Origin of the sequence: Parahaliea mediterranea, assembly GCF_003402235.1 — a bacterium.
Lineage (GTDB): Bacteria > Pseudomonadota > Gammaproteobacteria > Pseudomonadales > Halieaceae > Parahaliea > Parahaliea mediterranea.
Genome location: NZ_QEWO01000003.1, coordinates 442784 through 464873 on the forward strand (window position 1 = coordinate 442784; position 22090 = coordinate 464873).

Annotated in this window: 20 protein-coding genes and 1 pseudogene; 12 read left to right on the forward strand and 9 right to left on the reverse strand. The window is 58.9% G+C overall.

Annotated elements, in window-relative coordinates; all coding sequences use genetic code 11:
* Positions 1-44: 44 nt before the first annotated feature.
* On the reverse strand, positions 45-1400 hold the full coding sequence (locus DDZ17_RS11465) for a spinster family MFS transporter (protein WP_116366931.1): 1356 nt from the start codon (positions 1398-1400) through the stop codon (positions 45-47).
* 211 nt (positions 1401-1611) lie between these two features.
* On the opposite strand from DDZ17_RS11465, the gene DDZ17_RS11470 reads away from it, so the two are divergent.
* Complete coding sequence (locus tag DDZ17_RS11470) at positions 1612-2571, forward strand: winged helix-turn-helix transcriptional regulator (protein WP_116366933.1); 960 nt, start codon at positions 1612-1614, stop codon at positions 2569-2571.
* A gap of 37 nt (positions 2572-2608) precedes the next feature.
* Here DDZ17_RS11470 and DDZ17_RS22400 read toward each other — a convergent pair whose 3' ends face one another.
* The 3 genes from DDZ17_RS22400 to DDZ17_RS11490 form a co-directional block, all read right to left on the reverse strand.
* Positions 2609-3442, reverse strand: coding sequence for an esterase/lipase family protein (locus DDZ17_RS22400; RefSeq protein ID WP_157976588.1), 834 nt, complete (start codon positions 3440-3442; stop codon positions 2609-2611).
* Positions 3443-3446: 4 nt separating this feature from the next.
* Entirely contained in the window at positions 3447-4856 is a 1410-nt protein-coding gene (locus tag DDZ17_RS11485; protein ID WP_116366939.1) for a WS/DGAT/MGAT family O-acyltransferase, read from the reverse strand.
* Between the two features lie 195 nt (positions 4857-5051).
* Complete coding sequence (locus tag DDZ17_RS11490) at positions 5052-7271, reverse strand: TonB-dependent receptor (RefSeq protein ID WP_157976589.1); 2220 nt, start codon at positions 7269-7271, stop codon at positions 5052-5054.
* 455 nt (positions 7272-7726) lie between these two features.
* Between DDZ17_RS11490 and DDZ17_RS11495 the strand changes: the two genes are divergently transcribed.
* From DDZ17_RS11495 to DDZ17_RS11510, 4 genes are read left to right on the forward strand one after another with little or no spacing between them, the layout of a single operon-like run.
* Positions 7727-8635, forward strand: coding sequence for an NAD(P)H-dependent flavin oxidoreductase (locus DDZ17_RS11495; RefSeq protein ID WP_116366942.1), 909 nt, complete (start codon positions 7727-7729; stop codon positions 8633-8635).
* 29 nt (positions 8636-8664) lie between these two features.
* A complete protein-coding gene (locus tag DDZ17_RS11500; RefSeq protein ID WP_116366944.1) occupies positions 8665-10329 on the forward strand; it encodes a class I adenylate-forming enzyme family protein in 1665 nt (554 codons plus the stop codon).
* A gap of 4 nt (positions 10330-10333) precedes the next feature.
* Complete coding sequence (locus tag DDZ17_RS11505; protein ID WP_116366946.1) at positions 10334-11566, forward strand: acetyl-CoA acetyltransferase; 1233 nt, start codon at positions 10334-10336, stop codon at positions 11564-11566.
* Positions 11563-12753, forward strand: coding sequence for an acetyl-CoA C-acyltransferase (locus DDZ17_RS11510; RefSeq protein WP_116366948.1), 1191 nt, complete (start codon positions 11563-11565; stop codon positions 12751-12753). The genes DDZ17_RS11505 and DDZ17_RS11510 overlap by 4 nt, the downstream gene beginning before the upstream one ends.
* A gap of 5 nt (positions 12754-12758) precedes the next feature.
* Here the strand turns inward: DDZ17_RS11510 and DDZ17_RS11515 are convergent, their stop codons facing one another.
* On the reverse strand, positions 12759-13622 hold the full coding sequence (locus DDZ17_RS11515) for a helix-turn-helix domain-containing protein (RefSeq protein ID WP_206613526.1): 864 nt from the start codon (positions 13620-13622) through the stop codon (positions 12759-12761).
* Between the two features lie 167 nt (positions 13623-13789).
* Here DDZ17_RS11515 and DDZ17_RS11520 point away from each other — a divergent pair, with 167 nt between their 5' ends.
* Entirely contained in the window at positions 13790-14560 is a 771-nt protein-coding gene (locus DDZ17_RS11520) for an SDR family oxidoreductase (protein WP_116366953.1), read from the forward strand.
* 102 nt (positions 14561-14662) lie between these two features.
* Positions 14663-14935: a hypothetical protein gene (locus DDZ17_RS22405; protein ID WP_157976591.1), complete on the forward strand. Its 273-nt coding sequence runs from the start codon at positions 14663-14665 to the stop codon at positions 14933-14935.
* A gap of 30 nt (positions 14936-14965) precedes the next feature.
* Here the strand turns inward: DDZ17_RS22405 and DDZ17_RS22410 are convergent, their stop codons facing one another.
* The 4 genes from DDZ17_RS22410 to DDZ17_RS11535 form a co-directional block, all read right to left on the reverse strand.
* Positions 14966-15661, reverse strand: coding sequence for a hypothetical protein (locus DDZ17_RS22410; RefSeq protein WP_157976592.1), 696 nt, complete (start codon positions 15659-15661; stop codon positions 14966-14968).
* Positions 15662-15795: 134 nt separating this feature from the next.
* On the reverse strand, positions 15796-16785 hold the full coding sequence (locus DDZ17_RS11525; protein ID WP_157976593.1) for a 5'/3'-nucleotidase SurE: 990 nt from the start codon (positions 16783-16785) through the stop codon (positions 15796-15798).
* A gap of 78 nt (positions 16786-16863) precedes the next feature.
* The gene (locus tag DDZ17_RS11530) at positions 16864-17346 is read right to left on the reverse strand and encodes a PaaI family thioesterase (RefSeq protein ID WP_157976594.1); all 483 of its coding nucleotides are present in this window, start codon (positions 17344-17346) and stop codon (positions 16864-16866) included.
* Between the two features lie 53 nt (positions 17347-17399).
* Positions 17400-18869 (reverse strand): carotenoid oxygenase family protein, encoded by a 1470-nt coding sequence (locus DDZ17_RS11535; RefSeq protein WP_116366959.1) that lies wholly within the window; start codon positions 18867-18869, stop codon positions 17400-17402.
* A 389-nt stretch (positions 18870-19258) separates the two neighbouring features.
* On the opposite strand from DDZ17_RS11535, the gene DDZ17_RS11540 reads away from it, so the two are divergent.
* The 5 genes and pseudogenes from DDZ17_RS11540 (at position 19259) to DDZ17_RS11560 (ending at position 22077) form a co-directional block, all read left to right on the forward strand.
* Entirely contained in the window at positions 19259-20074 is an 816-nt protein-coding gene (locus tag DDZ17_RS11540) for a crotonase/enoyl-CoA hydratase family protein (protein ID WP_116366961.1), read from the forward strand.
* 498 nt (positions 20075-20572) lie between these two features.
* Positions 20573-20749, forward strand: a pseudogene (locus tag DDZ17_RS22805) (GTP-binding protein); the annotation flags it as partial.
* 2 nt (positions 20750-20751) lie between these two features.
* On the forward strand, positions 20752-20910 hold the full coding sequence (locus DDZ17_RS22810; RefSeq protein ID WP_116366963.1) for a GTP-binding protein: 159 nt from the start codon (positions 20752-20754) through the stop codon (positions 20908-20910).
* A gap of 75 nt (positions 20911-20985) precedes the next feature.
* A complete protein-coding gene (locus DDZ17_RS11555) occupies positions 20986-21618 on the forward strand; it encodes a ZrgA family zinc uptake protein (protein ID WP_116366965.1) in 633 nt (210 codons plus the stop codon).
* A gap of 6 nt (positions 21619-21624) precedes the next feature.
* Entirely contained in the window at positions 21625-22077 is a 453-nt protein-coding gene (locus DDZ17_RS11560; protein WP_116366967.1) for a Fur family transcriptional regulator, read from the forward strand.
* Positions 22078-22090: the final 13 nt, after the last annotated feature.

Genomic DNA, 22090 nt, shown 5'->3' on the forward strand with positions numbered 1-22090 from the left:
CTAATGGCGTGCGCTGCACCAGGGCACCATGGACAGGGCGGGAGCTACTGCAAAGCAGGCCCAAGTCGTTTCAAGTGGCCGAATTGACCGATGGCGTAAAGCGCCAGAATCAACGCGGCGGCGCAGGCCCCTACGCCCACCAACGCCAGGGAATAGCGCAGAGCCAGCGGATCCTCAAATAGAAAGTCCGTCAGGACGGCAACCAGGGTTGGGCCAAGTCCAAGCCCGACTATATTGATCGCAAAAAGATAAAAGGCGGCTGCCTGGGCCCTGAGCCGGTTGGGCGTAACTTCATGGATTGCCGCCATGGCAACGCCCAGGGGAAGCCCGCCAATCAGATTCAGCAAGGCAATCAGCGCGAGGCAGTGCCAGGCATTGTCCAGTAGCGCCATGCTGGCAGCTGGCAACAACAGCGCCGCACTTCCCCAGACAGCCATCCTGAGATTGGCCAGATCGTCACCTGACGATAGGCGCCGACTGGCAATCCAACCGCCGGCAAGGATGCCAGTCGGACCGGATATCAAGACCACTGCGCCATAATAGCGACTGACCTCCAGCGTTCCCCAGGCAAAGGTGCGCATAAAGAATGACGGCGCCCAAGCGGAAAGAGAATAGGAGTACATCACAAGGCAAGCCATTGTCAGACAAAAGCTGGCATAAAAACGCCAGCGCAAGGCGAACCACTGCATGGCCTCTCTGAAGGGAATCACTTCGTCACCCCCACCGCCCTGACGCACTGGCTCACGGACAGTACACATCAGCAGGAAGAACACGACACCCGGAAGCCCCACCACGATGAAGGCCAACTGCCAGCTGTATAACTCGCCCACCAATGGCAGCACTACGGAGCCAAGCGTATCGATCCATTCAATGACCATCCCGCCCAGAATCAGCGCTACGCCCCCGCCAAGAAAGACCCCCAGCGTATAGACGCTCATGGCCCTGGCCCGCATTTCGCGGGGGAAATAATCGGCGATCATCGAATACGCCGCGGGCGACAGGGCCGCCTCGCCCACCCCCACACCCATGCGCGCCAGAAACAGGGCGCTGAAGCTCTTCGCCACCCCGCACAGGCAGGTCATCAGGCTCCATATCAGCACACCGATGGCAATGATGCTGCGGCGGCTTTTCGCATCCGCCAGGCGGGCAATGGGCATGCCCAAAAAGGTGTAGAACACCGCAAAGGCAAAACCGTAGAGCAGGCTGATCTCGGTATCGCTGAGCTGCAGGTCGCGCTTGATCGGCTCGATCAGCAGCACAATGATCGTCCGGTCAACAAACGAGAACATGTACAGCAGCATCAAAAGGCCGGTGACATACCAGGCGTACCGAGGGTCGGGCCAGACGTGATCGTCATTTGCCGCGATGGTGTCAGAACGCATTCCTTGCGCACGATTCATAGAGCTTGCCTGGATTAGGGCTGGGTCGACACCAAAGTTGTCTGGCTATCGAGCAACACGGTGCCATCACGCTGCATGCTGGCTATTGTCCCCGCCATGCTCAAAAAGGCTGGCATTGCATGGGAGGAGTTCATACTTGCGTTATGAGACTAACAGGCAACCCTCCCTATCGCAACGGTATTGATGTAGTCTTCCCCACCGGGGGCCAAGAATGCACTTTTCAACTTATATTCAATCGACAGCGATCACTCAGGGGCTTGAGGTGATTGGTGACCGCTGGACCGTCCTGATTATTCGTGACGCCTTTCTCGGGCGAACGACTTTCGGCGAATTTCGCGACCATACCGGCGCCCCCCGCAGCACCTTGGTCAACCGGCTGGATAAGCTGGTCTTTAATGGCATCCTGTACAAAAACCCCTACAACTACACGCCTTTGCGATTCGAATACCGGCTGACTGACAAGGGGCGGGCGCTATATCCCTGGGCACTGCTTATCTGGGACTGGGATCGCAAGTGGGCGGACACCGCGGAAGACCAACTGCCACAGCGCATCTACCACAAGGGCTGCGATAGCTGGATGCGGCCGGTGGCAGCGTGTGCTCACTGCAAAGAGCCTCTGGCCCTGCGGGACATTGGCCACTCGGTCAACCATGACTATACAGCGCCCACCGCCAACACACGCAGCAAGCGACTCACGCGTGCGCGCAGCAATCGTGGTGGGGCTCCGGCCGACAAAAGTCTGTGGCATGTGACCGATGTCATCGCGGACCGCTGGACGCCACAAATCCTCGCTGCCTGCTTCTTTGGCATAGGGCGCTACGACGACTTTCGGCGCAAACTGGGGATTGCCACCAACATCCTCTCCGATCGCCTGAAACAGCTGGTAGAAACGGGGATACTGGTGCGCAATTCGTATCAGGAAAGCCCGCCACGGTACCGCTACGAACTGACCGAAAAGGGCGAGGCACTCTACCCCATCACCCTGGCCTTACAGCAATGGGTGCTTGAATGGATTCCCCAGGCAAACACCCTGCCGATACACCTGAAGCACACGCCCTGCGGTAAAACGCTGACGACGGCTGTTGTCTGCAATGTCTGCTCAGAACCACTGAAAGCGCACGAAGTTCGCTTTGTGTTTCGCGATGACAAAAGCAGGGACAACATCAAGTAGGAAGTCCGGTACGGCAAATGCCGCCCCTCGCAGGCCCTTAGGCGGTACCCAGCGAAAAGGAGCGCACACCAAAGCCGTTCTCTCCGGGTATGCCATGGCCCGCCTCTACGGTGTAGGCCCGTTTGCGCCAGCCGGAGAGTTCGAACGCCTTCCAATTCTCTGCCGCGCCCGCCAGGCGATCCGCCAGGAGGTACATCACCAGCGGATGGCTGCCCATGCCGAGATGACTGCAATTGACACCGACATTCTCCACTGACGCGCTACCCAGCGGGTCTATACAGTAATCCCAACTGGCAATGCCATCGCTATAGCTGTAAACCGCTGTGCAGGGTACGGGCGGTGGGTGCTGCCACACCGCATCCGGATCACTCAGCGAGTCCATCCCGTTGCCCTTCAGGTATTTATAGATCTTCACGATGGGGCCATTAACAGGATGCCCCGCCGGTATGCGAAACGGGCTTGCCAGTGTAACAACGCGGTCGACAAGGTCTGGCATTTCGTGCGCCAGCAACCGCGCATGGATGCCACCCAGGCTCCAACCGACAAGCCTCACCGGCTTGGCATGGCTATCGGCAATGCTATCGAGGCGCTCACGCAATTGGGCCACCAAATGCTTATCCAGCCCGGTATTGCGTTTGATGCCACTGCTATAGGTCGTATATCCCAGCCCCCGCAGCCAGCCACGAATGGCCAAGGTGCTTCGGTCACTTGCAAGGTAACCTGGAAGTACCAGCACAGGATTGCTCTCTCCCCGAGGCAAGGTGTGCAGCAGCGGGACCAACAGCGGAAGCATCGCACTTTCATAGACAAACCGCGCTTCTGAGACGGGCCAGGTCAGCGGCGGGCGGATGGTGGTCATTTCGTCACTCATACAGCTACTCCAATTTAAATGCGGCCAGAAGCTCATCGCATGCGGCATCGAGATACCCGGCCAGGTTGCCAATATCGGGAAGCATACCCCTACAGGAGCTAAGAGAAAGGCACAGCGTACCGTTGTAGCTGCTGGCCAATACCAACAACCCGACACCGTCTATGACTGGACCACAGCCCCAAATAGAGAGTAGACGTGCGCCACAAAAGTACAGTGGTTGCTGCGGACCTGGCACATTGGTAATTACCGCATTACTCAATCGGGTGCGCGCACCAAGCCCCATGCCATTGACCAAACGACCTGCCAGTGCCAGCGTAACGGAAGGGATGTTGTGCTGCAGCTCAGTCATCTGCCGCGCGCTGACTGCATCCATGGTCACTTTCGAAGCCCGGGTAATATCGCTGATACGCCTGAGGCGTTCGCGCGGGTCAGGCTCATCGGTCACCAGCGAACAACTCATCAGCGTCACCTGATTACCCGGATCCCGTTGCGACGCCGAGCGGGTGCTGATCGGTACCAGAGCCACCAGGCTCTGGTCGGGCAACTCCTGTTGCTGGAGAAGGAAGCGCCTTAATGCACCAGATACCACGGCGAGCACCACATCATTCACCGTCACTCCGGGCACCTGTTCCTTGATCTTCTTAAACGTTGCGAGCTTGAACTGGTGGCCATCAAAAACGCGATGCGGCGACACCTTGCCATTGAAACGGGTCTGAGGCACCGAAGTGGCGGCACCTTCATTGCCACTGCGGTAGGACAGCGCCATGCGACCCAGGGTGGGGAAGGTAACCGCCAGCGATCGAGCAAGGCGGAATGGCTGGCGAACGTTGTTGTAAAGCACCCGGCTAAACAGTGCAACAGGCCCCGGCAAAGCGCGCGGTCGCCAATCCTCTTCACTGGTGGAGGACGGGGCTGCGGGATCGAGGTCATGCAGTGCACCAAGCAAATCAATTGCGGTTGAACCGTCGATGGCGGCGTGGTGGTACTTGGCAATAATCGCAAAACTGCCCTTGGGCAGGTTTTTGATGTTGTCCAGCCCCTCAACCACGTACATTTCCCATGCCGGCCGACTCATATCGAGTGGGCGGGAATGAATACGCGCCGCCTGGATGCAGAACTGACGCCAGTCTCCGGGCTTCGGCAAGGCAATATGACGGACGTGGAACTCGATATCGAAACTGGCGTCATCCACCCAATAAGGGTAGTCAACACTGAATGGCACCTGGTACAACTTTTGCCGAAACACCGGTGAGCGCGACAGCCTTGACTCGATGTGATCAAGGATGCGCTTAAAACGCAGCACGCCGCGCTTTACCGTCGACTGGTCATAGAGATAGACACTGGTGAGGTGGTTGTACTTGCCCTCTCCCTCCATGTAAATAAACGCTGAATCCAATCCACTTAGTTGCCGCACAACGACCCTCCTAAAACAAGGCTGGTAGAGACCGCCTGTCTATGGTTTTTATTTTTGTGCTACACCCCGGCAGCTCCGCACCAGTACATTGCATGGAAAATACCTCGGCACGCAATGGCCACCTTATCGCGGCTACGGCACGCCACGTCGAAAATAACTGGGCACTGAATGTGCCCGGCCAGTGGCGCCCGTTCATCAGAACCAGTAGTAGTTGAAGGTGGCCCCGTAGGTGCGCGGTGGCGCCAGAACATCCACAGCGCCACCGAAGGTATCCACGATGCGGTGAATCGGATACTGCTCGTCATTGAGGTTTTTACCCCACAGCGACAGGTCCCAGTTTCCGCCCTGGGAGGTGTACTTCAGCGAGGTATCGTAAACGACGTAGCCGTCAATCAAGGATCGGCCGTTATTGCTGGAATCCTGGAAGAACTCGCCACTGTAGGCGGCCGTACCGCTGAGATCGAGGAATGCGCCGCTCTCCAATGGCCAGTGATATGCCAGGGTCAAAGCACCGGATTTATTCGGTGAACGGGCCAGTTCGTTGCCACTGTAATCCACTACAGTGCCGGTATTGGGGTTGAACAGCGTATAGTCCTTGTATTCGTGGTCCATGAAGGCCAGGTTGCCGGACAATGTCAGGCCCTCTGTCAGCGCGGCGGAGAAATCCACTTCGATACCTTGCACTGATGCCTCCTTGGCATTGTCAGCGACCAACTGCAGGCTGATCAGCTGAAATACCTGCAGATCTTCATAATCCAAGTCGAAGGCAGACACGTTCAGGCGCAGTCGATTGTCAAACCACTGGGTTTTGGCACCAATTTCAAGATTGGTCGCAAGCTCAGGCTCCAACGCCCGTTCAGCGACATCGGCCGATGTCGCCTGGGAAACAAAAGCGCCGCTCTTGTACCCGCGCGATGCAGTAAAGTACAGCAGGTGATCATCAGACACATTCCAGTCCAGCGACAATCGCGGGCTTACTTCGCCCCATGAATCATCCGACTTTGCCAGATAGTCCGTCCCCGGTCCCAGAGGAATGGCCGCTGGCGAACCGTCCTTTACGTTATCCGTAGCGGCCTGCTTGATGTCCTTATCATCGCGGGTATAGCGGGCGCCCAATGTCAACGCCAGGCTGGACGAAATATCGTAGGTAACTTGGCCGAACACCGCGTAGCTTTCCGTGGTGTTGTCCTGAGTAAACGATACGTTCCCACTGAAGGGAGCAAAGCCCGCCGGCAGCAAGGTGGTATCAAAGGTCTCGATGCGGTCAACCGTTTCCCTCAGGTAATACAAGCCCACAACCCAGTGGGCGTTGGCTGAATCGCCCGCCAGTCGCAGTTCCTGCGAAAATTGTTCGGCGCCTTCATCGGCGTTATTCACTACCCCGACCAATCCCGGGGGCGAATCGAAGCCTCCCAAATTCTGCAGCCAAGAGAGGTCGCTCTTGCGATAGGCCGAAAGCGACGTGAACGTGCCCCATTCAATATCTACATCTGCCCGCAGGAGGGCACCATATACCTCCCTTTCTTGATATTGCTTGACGCGGTTGTCGCACTTGCGAGGATCAGGCGTCGTATCCGCCGCTGCCTGATTGGCGGGAACATAAGCGCCACCAAAGGGCTGGCCAGGAGAATTCAGTTCCGTCATGTAGCGGCACGGGCCGTTGTTATCGTCCTTTGAATAATCAACACCGAGCAAGATATCGGTGACATCATTCGGGGTAATGGCAAGTTGGGCTCGCGTGCTCAGGTTGTCGACATCGTCCAGTTCCTGGCCGTTGCGGGTATTTTTGGCAAAGCCATCGCGGTCACGCTTGGAGAAGGTGAATTTACCGGCGATATTGTCTGACAATGAGCCATTAACGTAGCCGCGGTACACCTGGAGGTTTTCGTTACCGATGGTCACCCCAGCCTTGGCGTCAAATTCATGGGTGGGTTTGGTGGTGTAGAAATTGATGGCGCCGCCGGCAACGTTCTTTCCGTACAGTGTACCCTGCGGCCCGCGTAGCACCTCGATACGATCCAGGTCGTACAGATCAAGGGATGATGCGCCAGGCCGCCCCAAATAAACCTCGTCGATGAACACCGCTACTGCCGGATCGGATCCGGCCGAGTCATTGGAGTTACCGATACCGCGCAGGTATATCTGCGGCTCACCAATATTGAAGGTACTGATATTGAGGTTGGGAGTCTGCAGCGAAATATCGCCCAACTCAGTAATACCAGCGGGACCGACCTGGTCACCGCTAAACACAGAAACCGATAGCGGGACGTCCTGCAGATTTTGACTGCGCTTTTCCGCCGTCACCACCACCTCTTCAAGAACAGCCTGGGCTAGGACATGACTACTATTAGCGGCCACCACAGCGGCCGCAAGGGCGGCTCCTACAGCCTGATAAGCCTGAATGCGACTGGTCATATTGTTCACCTTGTTATTCACCTTTATAGAACGATGGGCTCGCCATCACACTTAATTGCATTATTGAACTTACTGATTTTGATTTTCACCGTCAATGCCATTTTTACCGGCCGGGTCCAAAGCGCTCGCCTGACCAGCTTCCAGCCTCGCCATCCCCGCTCCGCCAAAAACATTCCGCGCCTGGAAATTATTCGATATTAATCAATGATATATAAACTTTAGCGAGTTCTGTGACGATACTTTCAACACCGCACCCTGCACTGTGAGACGGGAGAAAACGAGCGCTCGCGATGACGATAATTTAGAATATTCATCATATGAATTGCATTATAAGACCATAATGGATAGCCTGCGCACAAAGTTGACAACAACAGGGTAGTTCCGGCCCGTGCGCTTGCAGCGCTCTGCACACCGGCACCACTGCCGACATAATCTATAAAAGGAAGCCCAAGCCTATGTCGCCCATGTTTGCCAATTTGCGTCTGCCGGCCATCCAGGCGCCGATGTTCCTGCAGTCCGGACCAGACATGGTGATTGCCAGCTGCAAGTCCGGCGTGATCGGCACCTTCCCCTCGCTGAACACCCGCACGGTGGAGCAACTGGATGAATGGCTGAGCACCATCACCGAGGCCGTAGATAGCGCCACCGATGCCCCCTGGGGTATCAACCTGATGATGCATCGCACCAACCTTCGGCGCGACGCAGATATGGCACTGGCGGTCAAATACCGCGCCCCGCTGGTCATTTCCGCACTGGGCAGCCCGCGCGATGCCATCGACGCGATTCACAGTTACGGCGGCAAGGTCTTTGCCGACGTGGTAACCACGGTGCACGCGCGCAAAGCCATCGACGCTGGTGTCGATGGGCTGGTTCTGGTGGCGGCGGGCGCCGGTGGGCATACCGGCCAGCTATCCGGCTTTGCCTTTGTCGAGGAAGTGCGCACCTTCTGGGATGGCCCCATCGTGCTGGGCGGCGGCATTTCTTCCGGCCGGGCCATCCGCGCGGCAGAGGTACTGGGCGCAACCTACGCCTACCTGGGCACGCGCTTCATCGCCACCGACGAAAGCATGGCCGTGCAGGAATACAAGCAGATGGTGGTCGATGCCAGCGGCAGCGACATCATCTGTTCAGACGCCCTGACCGGGGTCAAGGCCAACTGGCTGCGCGGCAGCCTGATCAAAGCAGGCTTCGACCCCGACCACATGCCCAGCGCAGGCAAGATCGACATCACCCAGTCCTCGGGTGACGCCAAGCGCTGGCGCGATGTGTGGGCCGCGGGCCAGGGGGTCGGGGCTATTGATGATGTGCTTCCTATCGCCACACTTGTCGACCGACTCGTCGGCGAATACAACGCGGCAAAATAATTCCAAGGGACTAGCCCGGGGAGAAGACAATGCGTACCAGCTCTCAACAACGCATCAACTCGATGACCAGCGCAGGTTACTGGGGCAGCGATACGCTGCATTCACTGCTCGCCCTGTGGGCCAGCAAGGCACCATCGTCCCTGGCTGTCATCGACCAGCCCAACAAGGCCGAACTCACCGACATCCCGGCGCGCAGGCTCAGCTACGGCGACCTCGATGCGCTCAGCGCCCAGTATGCCGCCGAATTGCTGGCCCTTGGCATCAAGCCGGGTGACCGCCTGCTGGTGCAACTGCCAAACATCAGCGAACTGATTGCCCTGTACTACGCAACCAGCAGGATTGGCGCAATCATCTCGCCCGTTCCCGTTCAGTACGGTGCCCTTGAGCTGACGAAGTTTGCTGGCGTACTGAACCCCGCGGCGTTGATCACCCTGCCCCGGCTGCGCAACCAGGCACTGGCAGAGCTCGCCCGCCAGGCCCTCCCCGGGCTTGCCATCTGGGAGATTGGCAGCGACATCGGCGCTGCCGATACGATCAGCGACGCAGGCCGAGAGCGCCTGCAGGCCCACGAGGCCAGCCAGGCGGATGCCAACGACATTGTCACCGTGTGCTGGACCTCTGGCACCACGGGCACGCCCAAGGGCGTGCCGCGCTCCCACAATATGTGGATTGCCATCGCCCGCTACACGATTGCCGCGGGCGCCTACCGCCAGGGCGAAGTCCTGCTCGCTCCCTTTCCCATGATCAACATGGCGGCCATTGGCGGCTTTCTGTTCCCCGCCGCCCTGCTTGGGGCAACCCTGGTACTACACCACCCCATCGACCCACCGCTCTACCTGCAGCAACTTCAGGACGAACAGGTAACCTTTACCATTGCGCCGCCGGCCCTGCTCAATCGCCTGGCCCAGCAGAGCGCACTGTGGGCCGACGGCGACTACAGCTCGCTGCGGGCCATCGGTTCCGGTTCGGTGCCGCTGTCGCCGTCGATGATCGCCACCTTCGAAAACGACTACGGCAAGAAGATCATCAATTTCTACGGTTCCAATGAGGGCATCAGCCTGTTCTCCACACCGGAGATCGCGCCGAGCCCAGAGTATCGCGCCGCGCTGTTCCCGCGCCTGGGCGTGGAAGGCATGCCCTGGGAAAACGACGCCCATGCCTCCATTCACACCCGGGTCATAGACACCGCCACTGGGGCCACCATTACTGAGCCTGGCATCGCCGGCGAACTCTGCATATCCAGCCCGGCCATCTTCGACGGCTACCTGGATCACGACGGCGATGGGGTGTTCACGCAAGACGGCTTTTTCCGCACCGGCGATCTGGTGGAAATATGCGGGGAGCCGGCGTGCTACTACCGCATTGTTGGGCGCTGCAAAGACATCATCAACCGCGGCGGCATGAAGATCTCGCCCGCCGAACTCGACACCGTGCTGGAAGGCCACCCGCAATTGCTGGAAGCGGCGGTTTGCGCCTACCCCGACGACATGCTGGGAGAAAAGGTGTGTGCCTGCATCGTGCCCAGCGATGACGCACCCGAACCCTCCCTGGAAGACCTGTGCCGCTGGATGCTGGACAAAGGCATTGCCAAGTTCAAGCTGCCTGAGCGGTTGGAGGTTTTTGACGCACTGCCCCGCAATCCTGTGGGCAAGGTGGTACGCAGCCAGCTACAAGCACTGGTAGAAGGACGATAAACCCATGACATCGATTTATATCCTCGGCGGCGCGCAAACCGACTTTGCGCGCAACTGGGCCCGGGAGGGCCTGGGCATTTATGACATGTTCGAGGAAGCCCTGCACGGCGCCGTGCGCGACGCCTCCATCGAACCCTGCCAGATCCAGGTGGGCCACGTCGGCAACTTCGTGGGCGACCTGTTCTGCGGGCAGGGCCAGCTCAACGGCTTTTTCGCCGAGGTATACCCCGAGCTGACCGGCATACCCACCGCGCGCCACGAAGCCGCATGCGCCTCTGGCACTATGGCCATACTGGCCGCCATGCGCGACATAGAAGCGGGCCACTACCAGGTAGCCGCAGTGGTCGGCGTGGAGCTGATGCGCAATGTCGATGGCCGCACCGGCGCCGAGCATCTGGGCGCGGCGGCGTGGGCGGGCCGCGAAGCGCTGGACTGCACCTACCCCTGGCCACACATGTTCGACCAGGTCATTCGCGAATACGATGCCCGCTACGGTATCCACGGCGACGCCCTGCTGCGCATCGCCGAAATCAACTTCAGCAACGCGCGCACCAACCCCCGCGCCCAGAGCCGGAGCTGGCAGTTCCCCGAGGGCAGCTTCAGTTGCAATGACGAACTCAACCCGGTGATCGAAGGCCGGGTGCGGCGGCAGGATTGCGGCCAGATCACCGATGGCGCCGCCTGCGTGATTCTCGCCGGTGAATCCGCCGCCAGAGAACATGCCGAGCGCACCGGCACATCGCTGGCCAACATTCCGCGCATCAAGGGCTGGGGACATCGCTCTGCCCCCCTGTCACTGGCCAGCAAGCTGCAACGCAGCGCGGGCGCTCCGCTGATCTTTCCCCACGTCCGGGATATGTTCAACGACGCACTGCGCCGCGCCGGGATTGGCGCCGTAACCGAGCTGGATGGCCTGGAAACCCACGACTGTTTCTCGATCACCGAATACATGGTCATTGACCATTCGGGCCTGACCGCTCCCGGCGAAAGCTGGAAGGCGGTTATGGATGGTCGCATCACCCGCGATGGCGACTTTCCCATCAACCCCAGCGGCGGGCTTATCGGCCTTGGTCACCCGGTGGGGGCCACCGGCGTGCGCATGGCCCTGGACTGCGCGCGCCAGGTGACCGGCCGCGCAGACGGCTACCAACTGGCCAACGCCCGCACCCTTGCCACCTTCAACCTGGGCGGCAGTGCCACCACCTGCTCCAGCCTGATTATTGGGTGTGACCAATGACCGACGCCTTTATCTACGATGCCATTCGCAGCCCAAGGGGGCGAGCCAAGGAGTTCGGTGGGCTACACCCGCTGACGCCCCAGGAGCTGCTCAAGCAACTGTATGACGCACTCACCACCCGAACCGGGCTGGATCCACAGCAGGTGGGCGATGTCATACTCGGCTGCGCCACCCAGCATGGCGAGCAGGCAGGCAACATTGCCAAATCCTCCACCCTGTATGCGGGCTGGCCGAGTGCAGTTCCGGGCATGACCATCAACCGCTACTGCTCGTCCGGTATCGAGAGTGTTGCCCTGGCCGCCCTCAAGGTGCAGGCCGGCCTGGGCTCACTCAATGTGGCGGGAGGCGTGGAAATGATGTCGCGCGTGCCCATGCTGGCGGACGATGCCCGGGTCTTCAAGGATCCGGATTTTGCCGCCCGCTGCCGCATGCTGATGATGGGCAATGGCGCCGACCTGGTGGCCAGCCTGCAGGGCGTCAGTCGCGAGGAGGCCGATGCCCTTGCCCTTGGCAGCCACACCCGCGCGGCCTACGCCCAGGACAACAACTACTACACCTCCATAGTACCCATCCAATCCCCCGGCGGGGGCTGGATCGACAAGGACGAGTGCATCCGCCGCAATACCACCGCAGAAAGCCTGGCCGCCCTGGCGCCGGCATTCGCTGCGGCCGGCGCAGCCGGGGTCGATGCCTACCAGCTGTCCGCTCACCCCCAGCTCGGCGCCGTTCAGCACATTCACACCGCGGGCAATTCACCCGCCATGGCTGATGGCGCGGCACTGGTGATCGTCGGTGGCGAGAATGTCATGGATGCCAAGCCAAGAGCACGGATTTTGTCATCAGTGGTTGTAGCCGCCGATCCCACACAGGTGCTGTCGGGCTGTGTTGAAGCCACCAGGGCGCTGCTCAAAAAACACCGGCTCAAGGCTTCGGATATCGACCTGTTCGAAATCCACGAGGCCTTTGCCGCCATTGCGGTTATGGCGCACCGCGAGCTGAACATTCCGCTGGACAAGCTGAACGTGAATGGCGGCGTGATCGCGCTGGGCCACCCTATGGGCGCCACCGGCGCGATGATGCTCGGCACGCTGCTCGACGAACTGGAGCGGCGCAACCTGCAGCGGGGCGTGGTGTCCGCCGCGGGAGCGGCGGGCACCGGTAGCGCGATGTTGATTGAACGATGCTGAAACACCTAAATGTGATGATCACGGTACACGCTCGGTGATTGGCCCACATGCTGCTTGAAGGTTCTGCTCAGATGGGCGTGGCTGGAAAAACCTGTGCTGCAGGCAATTTCTGTAATAGAGGCCGCTGAGTGAATCAGCAGCCACTGGGCGCGGCGTATGCGCTGCTCAATTACATATCGGCCAGGTGTGGCACCGAACGCACGCCGAAAGCCGCTAAGAAATGCTTCACTATTCATACCCACCATCGCCTGCAGTTCCGCTACCGTAATGCGCTCAGCCAGCTTGTTGTGGATATAGGTGCGCAGGGCCTTGATCCTCGCACTATCGAACTGCGGGTGGGTAGGCTCCCGCGCCGGCGCGCAGCCGTATGCACGATAAAGGTGTAAACACAGGGAGCGCAGTACGGAATCAGCAAGCATGGCCGATACGTCGTCGGCATCGCACGCCGTCGCCTGCATGAATTCGCGCATGGCCCAGTAGCAGAAGGGGTCACGCACCCCCTGCATAGGCGAGAGTGTCTCCAGGCTAGGCAGGCCGGAGAACAATCTGATCATGAAATCTTCATGCAGCGTGATAACCGCATACTCAATATCGCCGCCGCGGGCACGGCTGGCATATCGGTATCCCGCCGGAACAATCCAGACTTCTTCTACGTTGGCTGGCGCAACCGACATGGAGCATCCGTCAAGTTCAGTTTCCAGCTCGGTCATACGCCCGGCGAGATGCACAATGACAGAATGCCGCCGATCCTGGATGGACCATTCAACTCCGCCTTCAATATTTTCACGCGTAAATTCAATATCCACGCCATCCAGAAAAGCCCATTTTCTGGTAGAGCGAGCCACCTCTGCCGACACCGTTTTCTCCATAAGTCCCTCAACAGAAATATGCAAGCGCCCAAGGAATGTGAAAGCAACGCGGTAGCGAGAATCGTACCATAGCTTTCGGCGACGGGGCGCCGTACAGCAGCCGACAGAAAACCACCTAACAGGCTGCCACATGTTTATACGACCCAATCACGCATCAGAGGCAAACTATGAACAATTCACTGCAGGGAAAAGTCGTTATCATCGCCGGCGGCGCCAAGAATCTGGGCGGTCTTCTGGCGCGCGAATGTGCAAGAAAAGGTGCCAAGGCGGTTGCCATTCACTACAACAGCGACAGTACGAAAGCGGCGGCTGATGACACCATCGCAGCCATTCGCGCCGCTGGCGCCGAAGCGGTTGCCTTCCAGGCAGACCTCACCAGCGCAGCGGCCATGGAGCAGTTGTTTTCCGATGTGGTAGAAGCTGTCGGGCCACCTGACATCGCCATCAATACCGTCGGTATGGTGGTGAAAAAGCCCCTGTCTGAGGTGACCGAGGAAGTCTTCGATCAATCCTGCGCCGTCAATGTCAAGTCCGCCTTCTTCTTTATCAAGGAAGCTGGCCAACACATCAACGACAACGGAAAGATCTGCACCATTGTAACCTCACTGCTCGGCGCCTTTACGCCCTTCTACGCAGCTTACGAAGGCCTCAAGGCGCCGGTCGAGCACTTCACTCGCGCAGCAGCAAAGGAACTGGGAGAACGGGGTATCTCCGTCAACGCCATTGGCCCTGGCCCAATGGATACCCCCTTCTTCTACCCCGCCGAGGGTGACGACGCCGTAGCCTATCACCGGTCCGCTGCCGCGCTATCCTCCTTTTCCAAAACCGGGCTTACCGACATTGAGGATATAGTTCCGTGGATTCTGTTCATGGTATCCGAGGGCTGGTGGATGACCGGCCAGACCATTCTGGTGAACGGTGGGTACACCACGAAATAGGCAGCAGAAATCAGCTGGAATCATCACAAGTCGGGTGGTCGACTTAACGACTTCTGTGGGAACCAAACGCTCTTCTCTTTACGCAACCGAAAGGCGTAGGCTATGCGAACACTAATTATTATTGGTTTGGGGTTTCTGGCACTTTTCGCATTGGTCTACGCTGTCCGTGCGCTGGCAAGGGATCGCCCCGGTATCATACGACTGGCGCTCATGCTGTTTATTCCCGCCTGGGGTCTGGCTGCCCTGTATAACCTTTGGCTGGGTTTGAGTAGCGGCTATTCACTCGCGGAAGAACTGCCCATCTTCGCCCTGATTTTCTCGCCGCCTGCTATCGCAGCGCTGCTGATTCGCGCGAATATCACACCCAAATCCTGACAACGGGAAAACGCTGCGGCCTATCGATAGCTACCAGAGCTTCCTCCCCCTCACACCACCCAGGACACACACCAGGCCCACCAACAGAGCGATGGCCGCAGGCGACAGTGTGGGCACAGCACGTGGCGATAGCGGAACAGGTGGCTCAACGGGCGGGTCAGGTGGGACGACGGGGGGGCCACCCGGGATAATCTGCCATTGCCCGGCTGCTAGCGACGAGGCGCGCGAGTACCCGCGCCCAAACAACAGCGATGAGCAGGGAGTATCCGCGGCGGGAAAGCTACGGCAGGGCGCGTCGTTGACCAGTTCATCCCGCGAATTCACGAAGGATAGCCACATTCTGTCTATCGGTGCGTCATGACTGTGTGGCAGCGGGCTGTAGAGAAAGAAATTCCAAGAAACGATATTTCCTGTCGCATCAGTACTGACAATAAGCTGCGGCCCGGCGCCCAGGGCATCGTAAAAGATACCCGCACCAGCCGCGACGGTGTTCACTGTGTCATTGAACGACCAATCACTAATCTGAGCGCCTATATCAACGTCTACAAGGTTGGCTGGCAGCGGTGAAGTGGTTTCGATAAATCCTGTCACCACGGCACCCGTTACGTAGGCAGTGCCGGCATCAATGCGCTCTACCGGCGCGCCTGTATACTCGTAACGTGTGCTTTGCCCGAAACTAAAACAGGGCAAAAATAACAACACCGCTGCCAATTTTCCCGACGCCATGTCCCTTCTCCCCGGCTCCATAACCACATCGCCAAGGGTCGCCGTTACCCAAGCTCGCACCTAGCATGCAGTACAAGCCCGGGAATTACCAGACAACGCGCCCATCAATGGAGCGGTGGTATACGACCCGCCCCTCAGTAACCCATCATTCGCAGTGTCCGCCGCAGCTTGGACAGGAATTTTCGCGAGCCTTTCCGCGGCTTTTTGTTCAGCGAGAAATCACCATCTATCGGCACGATCGCTACATAGTTCAACCCGGTAAGGGTGGTATCGGCATCGCGCGCTTCCTGCAGGCTGACTGGCGCATAGTCGAGAACACCGCCGGCAACAGCGGTACCATCGTCAACGTCGACACATTCTTCTCTGCAGCCATAGACCACCGAGCTAGGGACACCACGCAAGATGCCGACCTGTCCCTGGCGCGCAATCCGGGCGCCATAGATCTGATCAGCCGGCGGGTAGTTGATGTTGAGGCCAACACCCTGCGGCATCAGCTCGCCGCTACGGGATACCGATTCCAGCGTAGCAATAAAGTCCACCAGCCACTGCGCAACAGTGTCGAACTGCCGCTGGTTGAGCGCCTCGCATTCGGGCGTGTGGTCGTCGCAGCGTTCATCGGTGCTGATGGCAATCGCCGGCAGCTGGTGATTGCCAATAACCGTCGACAGGGCGCTGTTAGCTGCGCCGACCGTCCCTGAGAGCAGAGCAATGGCGCCGGTGTTCTGGCCAGCGTTGATGCCGGATATCAACAGGTCCGGCGCAGCGCCGCCCAACACGGTTTCGGCAATGGAAATGCCCACCGCCCCGGCGGTGACCGGTTCAGCGCCTGTAATACCATCACTCAGGGCCACCGAGTACTCCAACGCCCCGTCCATGGAGTTCTGCTTAACAATCTCCAGCGATGACAGGTTGATCGCCGCGCTGGATGCACTTTGCTGGGTCAACGACCCGGACAGCACGACACTGTGCCCCGCTCCTACCAAAGCGGATTTCATCGCCTGTATGCCCTGCGCACTCCAACCATCGTCGTTGGTGAGCACGATATTCAGAGCAGCTGCATCATTCGATACCGCGCCGCCCAGAATAGACGCACTGAGTGCGAAACCTGTAAGTAGTTGCTTCATTGCCATTGCCTCTTATCACTCCCTTGAATGTATCGGTGTAATCCCTGACATTGGCGCGCAGCGATTCGGACCCCAGGATCAATGACCATCCGTCGCTCCACGCGCCTTTAAGATCAGCGCTGTGGCCGTACCTTTTGCTATTAGGCGGCCCTCATCATTGCGCAGCCAGCCTTCCGCCATGCAAGTGCGACGGCCGCTGTGCTCTATTCGCGCGCCCACCAGCACAGCCTGGTCATCCGGCAACAGTGAATCGATGAACTTGATCGACAGATCCATCATGGTGTAGCTGCTACCCGGACTCAGCGTTGTGGTGATCGCTGATCCGATCGCCGTATCAAGCAGCGAAGCCAGTATGCCCCTATGCACAGTGCCCTGATGGTCAACGTGCGCCGCGCGCGGTGTGTAGCGGTAGCAAACATTACCTTTGGCAATGCGCTCTACCTCGTACGCCAAGTCACAGGCGACACCCGGCCGGCATTCCTCGTCTTCTTCGAGAATGCGCGCCCGGGTCAGGCCGCTGAGCTGGATGTAGGCATGATGCTGATTGATGTTGCTTTGCACGTAGCTGATACCTTTATTGGCTTTTATTATGCCGGTGGCGCCTGTTTCCGTGTTTAGCGCCAGCGCTCCACCGACTCAGCCAGCAAATCGCCCGGCGCCCAGCAACTGTGGAATCCCCCCGGAATGCGCTGGGGCATAATGACCCGCGCCAGGGGACCTTGCTCTATATCTCTGGCATCGTAGATCTGGAACTCCCCGCGCCCGGCCTCAGTATCGTTCACCAGCGTCACCACGTAACCGTCGTCCTCGCCGGAGCTGTTGTCGCGCGGCGCAAAGGGCGCTTCAGAGCCATAGCGGCCAGGCCCAAACTTGTACTGTTGTACCGAGCCCTTGGCCATATCGAAGCGCACCAGGCCATCAAACAACTGGACATCGGCATCGGCAAAGCTCACGTGATAGCTGATGTCACTCTTCTGGCCGTAATACCGCGCATTGATCATCGGAAACTCGGAGGCAACGTCAAACACCGGCTCTTCCCGCGCCTGCCCGGTGCGCAGGTTAAAGCGCCAGCGGTGGTAAGTCGGATCGATCTTCATCCACGCCAGCAGGTTGCCAAAAGCGCCGGGCAGGGTACCCTTCGGCTCGGGCGTGTTGGTTTTGCAGCCTTCCATCACAATCTCGTCGCCCTCTTCCCAGGCATTGACGATGTGATAGATGTAGCAGGGGTCGCACTCAAACCAGCGAATGGTTTCGCCACCGTCGTAACGGCCAATCACGCCAAACCGGCTCGGCATGTCCGGGTAGTAGGTGACCTTGTGGATATCCTTGCGCAGCAGTTCCGGGTCCCAGAACAGGGGCAAATCCATCAGGATGGTGTATTGCTGGGTGATGGCCAGGGTATGTGGCAGCCGCGCCCCGGGCAGGTCGATGGGTGTGAAGTGACGCAGGCTGCCATCGGCATTGAGCACACCGTAGGTCATATAGGGCGGTTTGGCCGCGTAGTCGAAGAAGATCAGCTCTCCCGTGCGCTCGTCCACCATACTGTGTGCGGATAGCGAGCGGATGCCCAGCTGATCGAGATCCAGCCGGCCGCTGGTTTCCAGCGTTTCAGGGTCCAGCAGGTAGCCATCGCCGCATTGGTAGAAGGTGGATACCAACTGGCCGTTAAAGAACACAACGTCTGTGTTGGATGAGTCCTTCAGAAACCCGTCGGAGCCGGACAAGTGCGGCAATTCGCGCCGGCTATCAGCCGCCAGGCCAGGGTAAAGCGCCTGCCCTGCTGCATCTTCATCGGCCAGACCATCGGTCCGTACCCAACGGTTTCGGTAGCTGGCTTTGCCATCCTTTATCGACACGGCATGGATCATGCCGTCACCGTCGAAGTAGTGATACATCCCGATCGGACTGTGGCGCACATTAGGGCCATTGCGGAAGTACACACCGGAAAAGTCACGGGGTATTTCGCCTATCACCTCAAGATCGGTGGCTTCCAGCTCCTGCCGCAGGGGCGCATGATGCCACTCCAGATAGGGGTTGCCCCCACTGCTGAACGGTTCTGTTAACTGACTGAGCACCCTTGCCATTGCTTTAACTCCTGAATGAGGTTGACTGCACACAAGTTACGACACGATATTAACTTGCACTATTAGACTAACAACTGAAAAGGAAATTTAACAAGCACTTTTTATCAATTTTTCCTGCTTATTCTTTAGATTTTTTACAGGCGTTATGAGACTTATCGGAAAATCCCAATCTGTTTTGCCCCCAGACAGGCCATTGGCCAGATCCTTACCTGCATCGAACGGTATCATGGCCCTTGAGGTCCCGGCCGTATAACATCCTTGCTCCCACTTCATTCGGGGAATGCCCACGCAACAGCTCGGCACACTGAATGTCATAACCGGCTCTTTTGCGGTCCCGGCCAGCGACTTCAGCCAACCCTGCACAGCAAAGGATAGGAGTCTGCGTCAGAATGAGTTCACCCGCCGTCATCACCGCCCGCGACGGGGCGGTTTTTATCGTTTCCATCAACCGCCCGGAAGTGCGCAATGCCGTTGACCGGCCCACCGCCACCGCGCTACGCGAGGCCTTTGAAACCTTCGAGCAGGATGAAGGGCTGCACGTAGCAATCTTGCATGGTAAGGGCGGCAACTTCTGCGCCGGCGCGGACCTTGGCGCCATGTCGGACCCCGCGCGCCGCAACGATGTTGAGCCACAAGGGACAGCGCCGGGCCCGATGGGGCCAACCCGCATGGCGTTCAGCAAGCCAGTGATTGCCGCCATTAGCGGCTACGCCGTCGCCGGCGGCCTGGAACTGGCGCTGATGTGCGATTTGCGCGTTGCGGAAGCATCGTCAACCTTCGGCGTGTTCTGTCGGCGCTGGGGTGTGCCGCTGATTGATGGCGGCACGGTACGTCTTCCACGATTGATTGGGCACAGCAGGGCAATGGACATGATTTTGACCGGCCGGCCTGTCACCGCAAGCGAGGCCCTCAGCTTTGGCCTGGCCAACCGTGTGGTTGACGATGGCAGTGCTTTGGACAGCGCCATTGCGCTGGCGCACGAGATCGCCGCATTTCCACAGCATTGCTTACGCGCAGACAGGGCATCAGCCATTGAACAGTGGGACACATCGCAGGAGGCTGCCCTTCGCAATGAAGGCGCCCGGGGCTACCCGATCGTCTTTACCGAAGCCATTGAGGGTGCTGGCAGGTTTGCAGCGGGGGCCGGACGGCATGGACAGTTTGACAGCAGCCAGGCCAACCGATCAGAAAGCAAAGAGCCGTGACCGAGATCTGGCGGCATTCCGCCGAGCCGGGCGCTTGAGCAGCCGTAACGCTCTTTTCGCTACGAAACTTTTAAAAGGGACAGATGTATCGCTCCCGAGCAAACGGATGAGGCCAGGGAAGATGCAGGCGCTCCCAGGCTCGCTGCGCGAGGGTTGAAAGAGGGTGGAGCGTGTAAGCGCCGAACTAAAGGCGAAATCGTGCTTCAGCGTGTCCAGACCCAACCGCTGCTAATCTTGCGGCGGACCGAAACCAAGAAACGCGGCTGGATCGCCAGCAGGCTCCTGTCGCTGCAAAGATCACGGCTTTCCTAGCTCCCGGCCCGCACTGGCGCCGCCTGCAATTCATTTTTCTTTCTCATTTTCCTTTCTCATTTTCGGGTTTTGGCCCTTGCCGGAATCGGATTTGGCATTTTATGATATGTTATATCATTTTTATGCAAGGCGATCGAAGTGACCCACCAGCACCCCGAGCCCAATACAGACAACCAGCGTAAGAGGATGGATGCACCCGGAAAACTGGCTGTCACCGTCCTGTCCGGCTTCCTCGGCGCCGGCAAAACCACGGTACTGAGCCACGTGTTGAACAACCGGGAAGGCCGGCGGGTGGCGGTAATCGTTAACGATATCAGCGAAATCAATATCGACGCCAGCGCCGTGCAGAACGAGGTGCAACTGACATGCGCCAGGAACTGGTATTCATCGGCCAGAACCTGGACAGGAACCAGGTTGTGCTGGCTCTGGACGATTGCCTGCTGAACGATGATGAGCTGCTGGCGGGGTGTGAATACTGGCAGAGCCTGCCCAGCCGTGACAGCGGAATCCCGGCGCCTGCTTGAGGACCGCTCCCCCGCCGTCGAGAACGGACAGCAGCGCCTCCTCTGACGCCTGATGTGCTCTAGGACAAACTTCCCATGCATACCCTCGCCATTCTCGTCCCTCTGGCATTCGCCATTGCACCGATCTCCGGTAGCGCGATGCCTGACGGGCATCAAGGGAACCACGCTGAACCCAGGGATGCCACCAGTGACAATAGGCACCATGCCCATGTGCATGGCATAGCAGAGCTGCTGGTGGCACTCGAAGGGGAACAACTGCACATAGAACTGCTATCCCCCGCGGTGAATATGGTTGGTTTTGAGGGCGCCGCCGACAGCCCGGAGCGGCAGGTGGCAATGAACAACGCCAGGGAGATACTGCAGGATGCCGGCAAGCTCTTTCAGATTGGCCGGGGAGAATGCCGGCTGGCCGCGCACGAGGTGGATTTTGGCAGCCTGGTCGCCAGTAGCGGCGCGCATCAGGCCGACCAAGATGGCGAGCAGAACGATGGCAAGCATCGCAAACAGGATCATCAGGTCCGGACGCACAGCGATATCCGCGCAAGTTATCAGTACTTCTGCGAACAGCCGAAGGACCTGGAGTCCGTGTCTGTCCGGCTGCACAGCCACTTCCCGGGCATTCAGTCCGTGCAAGCGCAGTGGATCGTGAATGGTCGACAGGACATGGCAACACTGGATAATAGCCAGGTCCACCTTGTCTTCAGGTAACCGAACATGAGCAGAATCACCACCATCCTGGACCATGCCGAGGAAAGCTGTCGCGCCAGCGGCGCCAAGCTGACCGAGAAACGCAAACGCATCCTCACCGGGCTACTGCGCTCGGAAAAGGCCCAGTCGGCCTACGAGCTGATTGACTACATGCAGAAGGAGTTCGACGAGTCCCTGCCCCCGACCACCGTGTATCGCATCCTCGACTTTCTCGCGGGCGAAAACCTGGTGCACAAGCTCCACCTCGCCAACAAGTACGTCGCCTGTTCCCATATCACCTGCGACCACGCTCATGAGGTTCCCCAGTTCCTGATCTGCGACGAATGCAGCAACGTCAAAGAGATCGGGATCAAAAAGACCCTGATCAACACCCTGAAACGCAACGTAGAGGAAGCGGGCTACGTCCTCAGAAGCCCGCAGCTGGAGTTGCACTGCCTCTGCCAGGACTGCGCCCGCTAACCGCCTGGCAGCC